An 11,856-nucleotide genomic window follows, 5' to 3' on the forward strand; every position below is an offset into this window, starting at 1 on the left:
TATGAACCGGACTGCAGCCCGCCTCGCGCGCCTGACCCAATGGGCAGGTCCTTACGCCACCCTGGTGCAGATGGTGTTCGCCGGCCTGGTGATCCTGTCGCTGTCGCGCATTGGCCTGGTGGCCTGGCAGTGGGAGCGCGTCAGCGCCACCGGCATCCTGGGCGAAATCCTGGTGCAAGGCGTGCGCGCCGACCTGATCCTGCTCGGCTACCTGCTGGCGCTGCCAGTCGTGCTGGCGCCCTTCCTGGCCCAGCGCTATTCGGCGCGCGCGTGGCAGCTGTTCAGCGTCACCTGGGCCGGCCTGGCGCTGCTGTTCATCATCTTCATGGAACTGTCCACGCCGCAGTTCATCATGCAGTACGATTTCAGGCCCAACCGCCTGTTCATCGAATACCTGTCCTATCCAAAGGAAGTCGCCGCCACCCTGTGGAACGGCTTCCGCCTGGCGGTCATTCTTGGCATCGGCGGTACCGCCCTGCTGACCGTGCTGGTATTCCGCATGCTGAAGTCGGCTTCCGCCGGCACCGGAATGTGGTCGCCCAAGCTGGTGCTGCTGACCTGGCCGCTGCTGGTGCTGCTGGTGGGCTTCCAGATCCGCTCCACCACGGAGCACCGCCCCGCCAATCCGGCCACGTTCGCGCTGACCGGCGACGCCATGGTGAACTCGCTGATCATCAACTCGCCGTGGTCGGTGATCGATGCGATCACCTCGATGCGCAAGGAAGCCAACTCATCGGAAATCTACGGCAAATTCCCGCGCGAGAAGGTCTTCCCGATCGTGACGTCCGCACCATGGCTGCACGACTACCAGTTCACGCAGCCGGAGCTGCCCACCCTGCATGCGCAGCAAGCCGCCATCCAGCGCGCCAAGCCGCTCAACCTGGTGATCGTGCTGGAGGAAAGCCTGGGCGCCACCTTCGTGCAATCGCTGGGCGGCCTGCCCGTCACGCCGGAGTTGGAAAAACTGAAGAATGAAGGCTGGTGGTTCGAGCAGCTGTACGCCACCGGCACCCGTTCCGTGCGCGGCATCGAGGCGGTGGTCGCGGGCTATGCGCCGACGCCGGCGCGCAGCGTCGTCAAGCTCTCGCTGGCGCAGCAGAACTTCTATACCCTGGCGCTGGGCCTGGGCAAGCAGGGCTACCACACCGAATTCGTGTATGGCGGCGAAGCGCACTTCGACAATATGCGCAGCTTCTTCACCGGCAACGGCTTCCAGAACGTGGTGGACCGCAGCGAAATGCAGCCCAAGTTCGTCGGCAGCTGGGGCGCATCCGATGAAGACCTGTTCGACAAATCACTGGAGCGGCTCAAGCACCTGCACGCGCAGAACAAGCCGTTCTTCAGCCTGATCTTCAGCTCCTCCAACCACGAGCCATTTGAATTCCCGGATGGGAAGATCGAGCTGCACGACCCGGCCAAGCAAACCGTCAACAACGCCGTCAAATACGCCGACTACGCACTGGGCAAATTCATTGCGGAGGCGAAGAAGCAGGACTACTGGAAAGATACGGTGTTCCTGATCGTGGCCGACCATGACAACCGCGTGTACGGCAACAGCCTGATGCCGATCAAGAAGTTCCACATCCCGGGCCTGATCCTGGGCGCGGACGTGGCGCCAAAGCGCATCACCACCCTGGCTAGCCAGATCGACCTGGGCCCTACCCTGCTGTCGATGATCGGCGTCTCGAGCACCCACCCGATGATCGGGCGCGACTTCGTCAAGGACAGCACCACGCCGGGCCGCGCGATCATGCAGTTCGATAATTACTTCACCTGGCTCGAAGGCGATACCGCGACCATCCTGCGTCCGAGCCAGGAGCCGCTGATTGGCCGTTACGACTTTGCCAAAGGCGAGTTGCAGCTGAACGAGACCAGGCCGACGCAAGCCCAATTCGAGCAGGCAATGGCGCACGTGATCGCACCTTCGCTGCTCTACCGCGAACAGCGCTACCGCCTGGCCAAATAAGCACAAACAGGTAGCAAGCAAGACAACGAGGGGCAAGCAACAGCTTGCCCCTCGTTGCATGGATCGTATCGAGGGACGCGCCCGCCAGCGGGCGCCGGGATGATCAGGTGGTGACGTTCTGGGTCCAGGCCAGGGCCGACAGGTGGGCCTTGTTGACGTCTTCCGGCGACAGGGACAGCGAATCGGCCAGCGAGCTGACCAGGTTCGAATTCAGTTCGCAGGCCTCGGCCAACGCCAGGAACGGGCCGTATTTGCCGCCGCGCGTGAGCAGCGCCTTCACCACTTCGTCATTCAACTGGATCTCTTGCAGCACATCCTTCATCGGGATGCCCAGCAGGCGGTCCAGCAGCGAGAACATGCCGGCCACGAAGATATTCTCCGCATCGGCCTTGCCCAGCGCTTTCTGGCCCAGCAATTCAGCCAGGCGGCCGCGCACCACGGCAGTTTCCAGCAGCACCGGCGAGAAGCCGGAGGTGGAAGCGGTTGCCAGCAGCAGGGTCAGCCAGCGGTACATCGGCTGGTAGCCCAGCAGCTGGATGGCCTGTTTCAGCGACTGCACTTCACGCCCGGCGCCGAAGCCGGCCGAGTTGATGTACTTCAGCAGCTTGTACGACAGGGCAGCATCGCGCTTCAACACGCTTTCCAGCTGCGCCACGTCGGCATTGGCGTTCACCATCTGCATCAGCTGCAGGATAATGGTTTGCGAGGGATTCAGCCCCTGCCCTTCGCTGCCCGGACGCGGCGTCAGGTGCAGCTTGCCGACAAAGGCGTCCAGCCCGAGGGCGGCGCAGGCGTCGAAATCGGCCCAGGTGGTGACCGGACGGCCCACCATGCGGATACTGGATGTCTTCAGCAGCGAATAGGCGCGCGCCTGCGCGGCCACATCGGCCCCGGTAAAGCGTACTTCGACGTACGAACAAATGGTGCCCAGGCGGCTGCCCACGCGCGCCAGGTCGGCTTCGCGCAGCAGGATGCCGACGCCGCCGGCACGCAAGCCCTGCACCGCAGCCAGCGTGGTCGGATTGGCCAGTTCGGAAGTTTTCAGCGACAGCACGGTGTGCTCGGGCGGCAGGTCGAACATCGAATCGGTCGACAGCATGCCGGGCACAGCCTGCAGGAACAGGGTTTTCTGCTTGAGCAGCCAGCCGTGTTCAGGGTGGTTCACCTGGCTGGCGACGAAGCCGACCAGGCCTTCGAGCTCTTCCAGGGTGGGGACATGGGCAGCAGCTTCCTGCTGCCATGTAAGTTCGTAGCCGACCACGCGCTGCTCGGGATCGAGCAGGGGTTCACGAACCAGGAAATGTGTCTGATGCATACGTGGTCTTATGCTTGACTCAGGAGGGAACGGCGACGGCCAGGGCCGCCGCCGCGCATTACTTGTAAAGCTGCGATCAAGCGCCGAGCTTTTCGAAAATCTTGTTCAGCTTTTCATCCAGGGTGGCGGCGGTGAATGGCTTCACCACGTAGCCGTTGGCGCCTGCCTGCGCAGCCGCGATGATGTTTTCCTTTTTGGCTTCGGCGGTCACCATCAGCACCGGCAGCTTGGCCAATGCGGGGTCGGCACGGATGTTCTGCAGCATGGTCAGGCCATCCATGTTCGGCATATTCCAGTCGGACACCACGAAGTCGAATTGCTCCGCGCGCAGTTTAGCCAGCGCCATCACGCCGTCTTCTGCCTCGTCCACGTTGGCATAACCCAGTTCCTTCAAGAGATTTCGCACGATGCGACGCATCGTGGAGAAATCGTCAACAACCAAAAATTTCATCTTTGGATCAGCCATGAATTGCTCCGTTGTTTCTACTTACGCGGTTATTAATTAAAGTGGTGTACCCAGCAAGTTGTAGGATAGCATTTTCGTTGCTCCAAGGCGAACTAACTACCCCAAAACTGTCAATCACGTGTCAAACGCGCAATGCACGCGAGCCATGCTGCGCAAGATAACCCAATACCATGCCGGGCAGCGCCTGCAAGGCTCCAACTTCGTGCGTTGCACCAACGGCAATCGCTTCGCGCGGCATGCCGAACACCACGCAGCTAGCTTCGTCCTGCGCGAAATTATACGCTCCGGCGTTCTTCATCTCCAGCATGCCTGCCGCGCCGTCCTTGCCCATGCCCGTCAGGATCACGCCGACCGCGTTCTTGCCCGCATTCTGGGCCGCCGAGCGGAACAGTACGTCGACCGAAGGGCGATGGCGGTTGACCGGCTCACCCTGGTCCAGCCTGGTCATGTAATTGGCGCCGGAGCGGGTCAGCAGCAGGTGCGAGTGGCCGGGCGCGATGTAGGCATGGCCCGGCAGTACGCGCTCGTTGCCCTGCGCTTCCATCACGGAGATCTTGCACAGCGAATCGAGGCGCTTGGCAAACGATTTGGTGAAGCCTTCCGGCATGTGCTGGGTGATCAGGATGCCCGGGCAGTCCGACGGCATCTGCATCAGGAACTCGCGGATGGCTTCCGTGCCGCCGGTCGATGCGCCGACAATGATCAGTTTTTCCGAAGACATCAGTGGGTTCCGTAGTTGCGGCAGCGGCGTGCCGCCCTCGCCTGCCGTCCCGGCGGCCGGCAGGGTGCGGGCGCGTACCCGGGCCTTGGAGGCGGCGCGAATCTTCTCGGAGATCAGGTCGGCGTATTCGCGCATGCCGGACTGGATCGAGATCTTGGGCTTGGTGACGAAATCCACGGCGCCCAGTTCCAGCGCGCGCAAGGTGATTTCGGAGCCGCGTTCGGTCAGCGAGGAGACCATCACCACCGGCATCGGGCGCAGGCGCATCAGGCGCTCGAGGAAGTCGAGGCCGTCCATCTTCGGCATTTCGACGTCCAGCGTCAGCACGTCCGGGTTGGTCTGCTTGATCAGCTCGCGCGCCACCAGCGGATCGGGCGCCACGCCCACCACTTCCATGTCCGGCTGGCCCTTGATGATCTCGCTCATCACACTGCGGATCAGCGCCGAGTCGTCGCAAATCAGGACTTTGATCTTGTTCATTTTTATATCTCTCAGAACAGCTCGACCTCGCCCACCACCGGTTTCGACTTGAGGCGGTTGGCGTAATCGTTCTCACGCTGCGCCAGGGTGTCGTTATGGGTTTGCATCAGTTTCTTGACCAGCACCTTGCCAGTCTTGGGGAAGAAGTACACCTTGCGCGGGTAGATGTCCAGCAGGTCCTCGGCCACGATGCGGATCTTCTCGTTCTTCAGGAAGTTCTGCACGAAGGCGGCATTGCGTTCGCCGACATTGATCGCGGTGAAGCCTTTCAGCACGGCGCCGCCGCCGAACACTTTGGCTTCCAGATTGTCGCGCCGGGCGCCGGACTTGAGCAAGTCGTTGATCAGCACTTCCATCGCATACGTGCCATAGCGGGCCGAGGCCGACACCGGGCTGCTCTGGTCGGCGCCGCCATCCGGCAGCATGAAGTGGTTCATGCCGCCCAGGCCCGTCAGGCGGTCGCGGATGCAGGCCGACACGCAGGAGCCGAGCACGGTCACGATCAGCATGTCCTTGTTGGTGTAGTAGTACTCGCCCGGCAGGATCTTGGCCGCGTCGCAGTCGAAGGTCCTGTCGTAATAGACATTGGTCGCGAATTGTTCTTTATCCATGTCATGCCCTCTTGCGCTCATCGAGCTCGTAGACAGTCTTGCCGCGCAACTTCAAAGCGTCCGACACGTAAAGGAAGTTCTCGGAGTGGCCGGCAAACAGCAGCGCATCCGGCTTCATCAAGGGAACAAAGCGCGACAGGATCTTGCGCTGGGTCGCCTTGTCGAAGTAAATCATCACGTTGCGGCAGAAAATCACGTCGAAACCGGGACGGATATCCCATTTTTCGTCCAGCAGGTTGACTTGCCGGTAGGTGATCAGCGAGCGCAGTTCCTGGCGCACGCGCGCCATGCCTTCGTTGGCGCCGCGCCCTTTCAGGAAAAAACGGCGCTGCTGCTCGGGCGACAGCTTGTCGATGCGTTCCATCGGATAGACGCCGTTGGCGGCCGTGGCCAGCACGTTGGTGTCGATATCGGTGGCCAGGATGTGCACCGGCGGCGTCAGCGTATTGAACGCTTCGCAGCAGGTGATGGCAATCGAATACGGTTCTTCGCCGGTGGAGCTGGCGGAGCACCAGATATTGATCGTCTCCCCGCGCTTGGCCTTCACGTGCTCGGCCAGCAGGGGGAAGTGGTGCGCTTCGCGGAAGAACGACGTCAGGTTGGTGGTCAGCGCATTGGTGAACGCTTCCCACTCGCCGTTGCCCAGGCGACCTGCTTCCAGGTCGTCTAGGTAGCGCACGAAACTGTTGATGCCGGTGGCGCGCAAGCGCCGCGCCAGGCGGCTGTACACCATCTCCTGCTTGGAGTCGGCCAGCGCAATGCCGGCCCGCTTGTAGATCATTGCGCGGACCCGTTCAAAATCCTTGCCGTTGAAATCAAACTCTTTCACGGTCTCTTTGGTCAGCGCCATTTTTGCTGTTCTCCGCGGTTACATGGACATTAAAACTCTTCCCAGTCGTCGCCGGATGGGGCGGCCGCAGCAAGTTTCTTCTTCGGCGCCTGCGCGGCCGGGGCGGCCGGCACGACCGCCGTGCTGCGTGGCGGCGCCGCCGGCTTGGCCTTGCGCGGCGCCGCGGCCGCGCGCTTGGCGAATTCGTCGCCTGCCAGCTTGAAGATCGACACCGCCTGCGCCAGGTTGTTGGCCTGGTCCTGCATCGATTCGGCGGCGGCGGCCGCTTCTTCCACCAGCGCGGCATTCTGCTGCGTCATTTCGTCCATCTGGCCGATGGCGGCATTGACTTCCTCGATGCCGTGGCTCTGCTCCAGGGTGGCGGCGGTGATCTCGCCCATGATGTCGGCCACCTGCTTGATCGAGGTCACGATCAGGCCCATGGTCTGGCCGGCTTCATCGACCAGGCGGCCGCCCGCGTCGACCTTGTCGACCGAGTCGTCGATCAGGGCCTTGATTTCCTTGGCTGCCGCGGCCGAGCGTTGCGCCAGGTTGCGCACTTCCGATGCCACCACGGCAAAGCCGCGGCCCTGTTCGCCGGCGCGCGCCGCTTCCACGGCGGCGTTCAGCGCCAGGATATTGGTCTGGAACGCAATGCCGTCGATCACGCCGATGATGTCCACGATCTTGGTCGACGATTGCTTGATCGAGCCCATGGTGTCGACCACCTGCGACACCACCTGGCCGCCCTTCTCCGCCACCGACGATGCCGACACCGCCAGCTGGTTGGCCTGGCGTGCATTGTCGGCGTTCTGCTTCACGGTGGAAGTCAGGTTTTCCATCGATGCCGCGGTTTCCTCCAGCGAGGAGGCCTGCGATTCGGTGCGGGCCGACAGGTCGGCATTGCCGGTCGCGATTTCCTGCGAGGCGGTTGTGATGGTTTCGGTCGAAGCGCGCACCTGGCCAACCGTCTTGGCCAGGCTTTCGTTCATGTCCTTCAGCGCCTGCAGCAGTTCCGAGGTTTCATCCTTGCCTTCCACCGTCACTTGCGAAGTCAGTTCGCCGGCGGCCACTTTCTGCGCCACTTCCACCGCGCCCGACAGCGGACGGGTAATTGACTTGGTAATCACCAGTGCGCACAGGATGCCCACGCCAACGGCCACCGCCGCCAGCACCACCATCCACATCGTCAGGTTGCGATCGGCCTTGTTGGAGCTTTCCTTGAAGTCGGCAACCGCCGCCTGCTGCAGGTCCACCAGCTTGTTCAGCGAGGCCAGGGTCTGCTGCTGCAGCGGGTCGATGCGGCCGGCAATCACTTTCGCCGCGCCTTCGGCGTTGAAGGCCATGATCTGGCCCATGGCTTCCTTGAAGGCTGCGTCGACGTCAGTCTGCAAGGCGGAGATGTCGTTCACCACCTTCTTCTCGGCGTCGTTCAGGCCAAGGCTTTGCAGCTTGGTGCGCGCCGCATCGTAGCGGGCGCGGTTGGCCTTGACCTTCTCTTCTTCCTTCTGCATCAGGCTGACGTCCGACTGCAGGCCGATATTGCGCATGGCGATGCCGGTTTCCAGCATCGCGCTCTTCATCGACTGCGCCTGCGATTCCTTGGCGCCGGCCAGGTCCAGGCCCGTCATCAGGGCCGACTTGTTACGGTAGTTCAGCACATTGGTCAGCAGCACGGTGCCCACCAGGATCAGCAAAATGATCCCGAAACCGAAACCAAGCCGTGTCCCTATCTTGTATTCGCGCACATTCATTTTTCTCTCTCCCCTCGTGTCCTTTTGGATCTGTATTTTTATGCTTTACGCCGCGAGCTTTTCGCTCAAGCCCATTTCAGGGCTGGACATCAGGCGCTGGATGTCGACCAGGATCAGCATGCGCTCGTCGATAGTGCCCAGGCCAATCATGTATTCCGAGCTGAAGGCGGTGCCCATGTCCGGCGCAGGCTTGATCTGGTCTTCCGTCAGCGACGTCACGTCCGATACCGAATCGACCACCATGCCTACCACGCGGCCATTGATGTTCAGGATGATGACCACGGTGAACTGGTCGTACACAGGCTCGCCCAGCTTGAATTTGATGCGCATGTCCACCACCGGAATGATGATGCCGCGCAGGTTGATCACGCCCTTGATGAACTCGGGCGCATTGGCGATGCGGGTCACCGCTTCGTAGCCGCGGATCTCCTGCACTTTCAGGATATCGATGCCGTATTCTTCGGAGCCCAGCTTGAAAGCCAGGAACTCCTGGACGGCTGTACCGGCGCTTGCTGCGTCGTTCATGGTTCTTCCTTCACAAAGTTTGATTCGTCAACCAGCTGGCGCGACGAACGGACCAGCGCCGTCACGTCCAGGATCAGCGACACGCCTCCGTCGCCGAGGATGGTGGCACCGGAAATTCCGGTCACCTTGCGGTAATTCGATTCCAGGTTCTTGACCACGACCTGCTGCTGCCCCACCAGTTCGTCCACGAACAGGCAGGCTTTCTTGCCTTCGGTTTCCACGATCACCAGGATGCCCTGGGTCGGATCGGTAAAGCGCGGTGCAATGTCGAAAATCTGGTACAGCGGGATCAGGGGCAGGTATTCGCCGCGCACCTTGATGACGCGGCCCTTGCCGCTGATTTCCTTCACGTCTTCCGGCGCCGGCTGCAGCGATTCGAGCACGAAGCCGAGCGGCAGGATGTACACCTCGTCGCCTGTCTGGATCAGCATGCCGTCCAGGATGGCCAGCGTCAGCGGCAGGGAAATCGAGATGGTGGTGCCGAAGCCCTTGGCCGAGCGGATGTCGACGGTACCGCCCATGGCGGTGATATTGCGCTTGACCACGTCCATGCCGACGCCGCGGCCCGACACGTCGGTCACGGTTTCTGCGGTCGAGAAGCCCGGCGCGAAGATCAGCTGCCACACGTCGGTGTCGCTCATGTTATCGGACAGCGGCAAGCCGTTCTGGCGGGCTTTTGCCAGGATCTTATCGCGGTTCAAGCCGCCGCCATCGTCCGACACTTCAATGATGATGCTGCCGCCCTGGTGCGAGGCGGACAGGAACAGGCGACCCGTCTCGGACTTGCCGGCCGCCTTGCGCACGTCCGGCATTTCAATGCCGTGGTCGATCGAGTTGCGCACCAGGTGGGTCAGCGGGTCGACGATGCGTTCGATCAGGCCCTTGTCCAGTTCCGTGGCGGCGCCGCTGGTGACGAATTCCACTTTCTTGCCAAGCTTGGTGGCCAGGTCGCGCACCATGCGCGGGAAGCGCGAGAACACGAAGTCCATCGGCATCATGCGGATCGACATCACCGATTCCTGCAGGTCGCGCGTGTTGCGGGTGAGCTGGGAAATGCCGCTCATCAGTTTTTCATGCAGCACCGGATCCAGCGAGCCGGCGCGCTGCTCGATCATCGCTTGCGTGATCACCAGTTCGCCGACCAGGTTGATCAGCTGGTCGACCTTTTCCACCGACACGCGGATCGAGGACGATTCGCCGCCGGCCGGCGCGTGGGCCTGCTTTTCCGCTTCCTTGCGGGCGGCTTTCTTTTCCTGTTCTTCGCTCGGCTTGGCCGCTTCGGCCGGGGCGTCCTTGATGCCGGCCTGGGCGCGGATCACTTCCAGCGGCTGGAAGAAGCCATAGCCGCGCGCGTCGTCGGCGGCGCCGGAGGCGTTGGAGCGGATTTCATCGAGCGGCTGGAAGAAGCCATAGCCTTCGCCCTCGGCCGACGGCGCGGCGGCGCCAGCAGCCGGCAGCGGGTCGAAGAAACCGTAGCCCTGCTCCGCCTCCTTGCGTTCGCGTTCGACCTGCTCACGCGCCGACTGGGTCGGGCTCAGGGCCGGCAGCTCGCTGACCTTCATCTGGTCGGCATCGATCACGAAGGAGCAGATGGCGACAATATCGTCCAGCGATTCGTGGGTGGTGACGATCATGGCATGGCGCTCGGCATCGAGCGGCGTCAGCTCCACATGGCCCATCAGGCCAAGTTCGGCTGCCAGCGCCTCCACTTCCCGGTGCACCATCGGCGGCAGTTCAAGGCGGAAGCGCTTGCCGCCGCTATGGTCCACCGCCTGCGATTCCTGCGCATTGAAGGCCGGCGCCACCGGCGCCATCGCCTCGATGTGCACGTCCTGCGCCAGCTCCTGCAGCATCATGCGCACGTCGCCCACGGCTTCCTGGTCGACAGCCGTGCCGAGGCGGTGCCCGTCCAGCTGCATCTTCAGGATGTCCTTGGCGGCCAGGAAGGCGTCGACGTGGGTCGACGTCAAGGCCATCTCGCCCTTGCGGATGCGGTCCAGCAGCGTCTCCAGCACGTGCGTGACTTCGGTCATGTCGGTCACGCCGAACGTCGACGCGCCGCCCTTCACCGAGTGCGCGGTACGGAAAATCGCGTTCAAGTCCTCTTCGCTGGGCGACTCGACGTCCACGCCCAGCAGCAGACGCTCCATTTCAGCCAGCAGTTCTTCCGCTTCATCGAAGAAGACCTGGTAGAACTGGCTAATATCGATGGTCATGCCACACCCCTTAATTAGCCAATGACCTTCTTCACTACCTCAATCAAGCGTTGCGGGTCGAAAGGCTTGACCAGCCAGCCATTCGCGCCGGCGGCGCGGCCCTTGGCCTTCATTTCGTCGGACGATTCGGTGGTCAGCATCAGGATGGGAACCTTGGCATAGGACGGCTGCTCGCGCAGCAGCTTGATCAGTTGCAGGCCATCCATGCGCGGCATGTTCTGGTCGGTCAGCACCAGGTCCACGGTTTGCAGCTTGGCCTTTTCCAGGCCATCCTGTCCGTCGACTGCTTCCACCACCTGGTAGCCCGCTGCCTTCAGGCTGAATGCCACCATCTGGCGCAGCGAGGAGGAGTCGTCGACTGCAAGAATTGTTTTAGCCATCTTTTTTTCTCACTTGGTTAAATTTTTGTATTCGTATCTATATTCAGAACAGTTCGATGTCGCCGCTTTCCAGGTGCTTCTGGCTGACCGCCTTGCGCAGCACGCTGCGCAGCTCCAGGCTCTGGATCGCCAGCGCCATGCTGACCTTGCTAAGCAGGTCCACGATCTCGTCGCTGCCCGATTCCGGCACCACTTCGGCGCCGTGCGCACCCAGCGTTCCAAGGAATTCGCGCAAGCCGGTGACACGCTTCAGGGTGCGGTCGATCAGCTGGCTGGTCATGTCCTGGAACTGCATGCTGGTAATGGCTGCATTGACGTAGCCGCTTACCTGTTCGTTCATTTCCTTCAGGCGCGCCTTGTCTTCCGCCGAAGGATCGCCGCCTTGCAGCAGCAGCTCGATGGTCGCCTGCTGTGCGCTCACCGCCTCATGGATCGCCATGAAGTTGCGCGTCAGCTTGTCGATCGCCTCCTCCAGCAGCAGGTTGGTCTGCAGCAGGTCGGTCTCGACTTCGGTCAGGTGGCGCCGGCCATGGTCCGACACGCCGGACAGCAGCCGTTTCACATGCGAGCCAAGGATTTTCTTTCTTGTCATA

Annotated in this window: 11 protein-coding genes; 1 reads left to right on the forward strand and 10 read right to left on the reverse strand. The window is 62.1% G+C overall.

Features of this window, described 5'->3' with window-relative positions:
• The first annotated feature begins 1 nt into the window (after position 1).
• Positions 2-1,966 carry an LTA synthase family protein gene (locus ACN9M3_RS21440; protein ID WP_426162552.1) on the forward strand — a complete coding sequence of 655 codons (1,965 nt, stop codon included), beginning with the start codon at positions 2-4 and terminating at the stop codon, positions 1,964-1,966.
• 103 nt (positions 1,967-2,069) lie between these two features.
• On the opposite strand, the gene ACN9M3_RS21445 is transcribed toward ACN9M3_RS21440, so the two are convergent.
• The 10 genes from ACN9M3_RS21445 to ACN9M3_RS21490 all read right to left on the reverse strand — a co-directional run bounded on the left by ACN9M3_RS21445 (position 2,070) and on the right by ACN9M3_RS21490 (position 11,855).
• A complete protein-coding gene (locus ACN9M3_RS21445) occupies positions 2,070-3,281 on the reverse strand; it encodes an EAL and HDOD domain-containing protein (RefSeq protein ID WP_426162553.1) in 1,212 nt (403 codons plus the stop codon).
• Between the two features lie 76 nt (positions 3,282-3,357).
• Positions 3,358-3,747: a chemotaxis response regulator CheY gene (gene cheY, locus ACN9M3_RS21450; RefSeq protein WP_028104141.1), complete on the reverse strand. Its 390-nt coding sequence runs from the start codon at positions 3,745-3,747 to the stop codon at positions 3,358-3,360.
• Positions 3,748-3,868: 121 nt separating this feature from the next.
• Entirely contained in the window at positions 3,869-4,948 is a 1,080-nt protein-coding gene (locus tag ACN9M3_RS21455; protein ID WP_426162554.1) for a protein-glutamate methylesterase/protein-glutamine glutaminase, read from the reverse strand.
• Between the two features lie 11 nt (positions 4,949-4,959).
• Entirely contained in the window at positions 4,960-5,580 is a 621-nt protein-coding gene (gene cheD / locus ACN9M3_RS21460; RefSeq protein WP_426318564.1) for a chemoreceptor glutamine deamidase CheD, read from the reverse strand.
• Positions 5,561-6,409 (reverse strand): CheR family methyltransferase, encoded by an 849-nt coding sequence (locus tag ACN9M3_RS21465; protein ID WP_426162556.1) that lies wholly within the window; start codon positions 6,407-6,409, stop codon positions 5,561-5,563. Before ACN9M3_RS21465 ends, cheD begins: the two co-directional genes overlap by 20 nt.
• Before the next feature lie 29 nt (positions 6,410-6,438).
• The gene (locus tag ACN9M3_RS21470; RefSeq protein WP_426162557.1) at positions 6,439-8,142 is read right to left on the reverse strand and encodes a methyl-accepting chemotaxis protein; all 1,704 of its coding nucleotides are present in this window, start codon (positions 8,140-8,142) and stop codon (positions 6,439-6,441) included.
• A gap of 45 nt (positions 8,143-8,187) precedes the next feature.
• The gene (locus tag ACN9M3_RS21475; protein ID WP_426318565.1) at positions 8,188-8,667 is read right to left on the reverse strand and encodes a chemotaxis protein CheW; all 480 of its coding nucleotides are present in this window, start codon (positions 8,665-8,667) and stop codon (positions 8,188-8,190) included.
• Positions 8,664-10,883: a chemotaxis protein CheA gene (gene cheA, locus ACN9M3_RS21480; RefSeq protein ID WP_426318566.1), complete on the reverse strand. Its 2,220-nt coding sequence runs from the start codon at positions 10,881-10,883 to the stop codon at positions 8,664-8,666. The genes ACN9M3_RS21475 and cheA overlap by 4 nt, the downstream gene beginning before the upstream one ends.
• Positions 10,884-10,897: 14 nt before the next feature.
• The gene (locus ACN9M3_RS21485; RefSeq protein ID WP_055936079.1) at positions 10,898-11,263 is read right to left on the reverse strand and encodes a response regulator; all 366 of its coding nucleotides are present in this window, start codon (positions 11,261-11,263) and stop codon (positions 10,898-10,900) included.
• A gap of 43 nt (positions 11,264-11,306) precedes the next feature.
• Positions 11,307-11,855, reverse strand: a complete 549-nt coding sequence (locus tag ACN9M3_RS21490; RefSeq protein ID WP_130311381.1) for a chemotaxis protein — start codon at positions 11,853-11,855, stop codon at positions 11,307-11,309.
• Position 11,856: the final 1 nt, after the last annotated feature.

This window comes from Pseudoduganella sp. R-43 (assembly GCF_049913255.1).
Taxonomy (GTDB): Bacteria; Pseudomonadota; Gammaproteobacteria; order Burkholderiales; family Burkholderiaceae_D; genus Rugamonas.

What these genes read in the sequence shown, in the direction of transcription:
- ACN9M3_RS21440 (WP_426162552.1), top strand. Translation starts at nt 2, where the DNA reads ATGAACCGGACTGCAGCCCGCCTCGCGCGCCTGACCCAATGGGCAGGT.
- ACN9M3_RS21445 (WP_426162553.1), bottom strand. Translation starts at nt 3,281, where the DNA reads ATGCATCAGACACATTTCCTGGTTCGTGAACCCCTGCTCGATCCCGAG.
- cheY (WP_028104141.1), bottom strand. Translation starts at nt 3,747, where the DNA reads ATGGCTGATCCAAAGATGAAATTTTTGGTTGTTGACGATTTCTCCACG.
- ACN9M3_RS21455 (WP_426162554.1), bottom strand. Translation starts at nt 4,948, where the DNA reads ATGAACAAGATCAAAGTCCTGATTTGCGACGACTCGGCGCTGATCCGC.
- cheD (WP_426318564.1), bottom strand. Translation starts at nt 5,580, where the DNA reads ATGAGCGCAAGAGGGCATGACATGGATAAAGAACAATTCGCGACCAAT.
- ACN9M3_RS21465 (WP_426162556.1), bottom strand. Translation starts at nt 6,409, where the DNA reads ATGGCGCTGACCAAAGAGACCGTGAAAGAGTTTGATTTCAACGGCAAG.
- ACN9M3_RS21470 (WP_426162557.1), bottom strand. Translation starts at nt 8,142, where the DNA reads ATGAATGTGCGCGAATACAAGATAGGGACACGGCTTGGTTTCGGTTTC.
- ACN9M3_RS21475 (WP_426318565.1), bottom strand. Translation starts at nt 8,667, where the DNA reads ATGAACGACGCAGCAAGCGCCGGTACAGCCGTCCAGGAGTTCCTGGCT.
- cheA (WP_426318566.1), bottom strand. Translation starts at nt 10,883, where the DNA reads ATGACCATCGATATTAGCCAGTTCTACCAGGTCTTCTTCGATGAAGCG.
- ACN9M3_RS21485 (WP_055936079.1), bottom strand. Translation starts at nt 11,263, where the DNA reads ATGGCTAAAACAATTCTTGCAGTCGACGACTCCTCCTCGCTGCGCCAG.
- ACN9M3_RS21490 (WP_130311381.1), bottom strand. Translation starts at nt 11,855, where the DNA reads ATGACAAGAAAGAAAATCCTTGGCTCGCATGTGAAACGGCTGCTGTCC.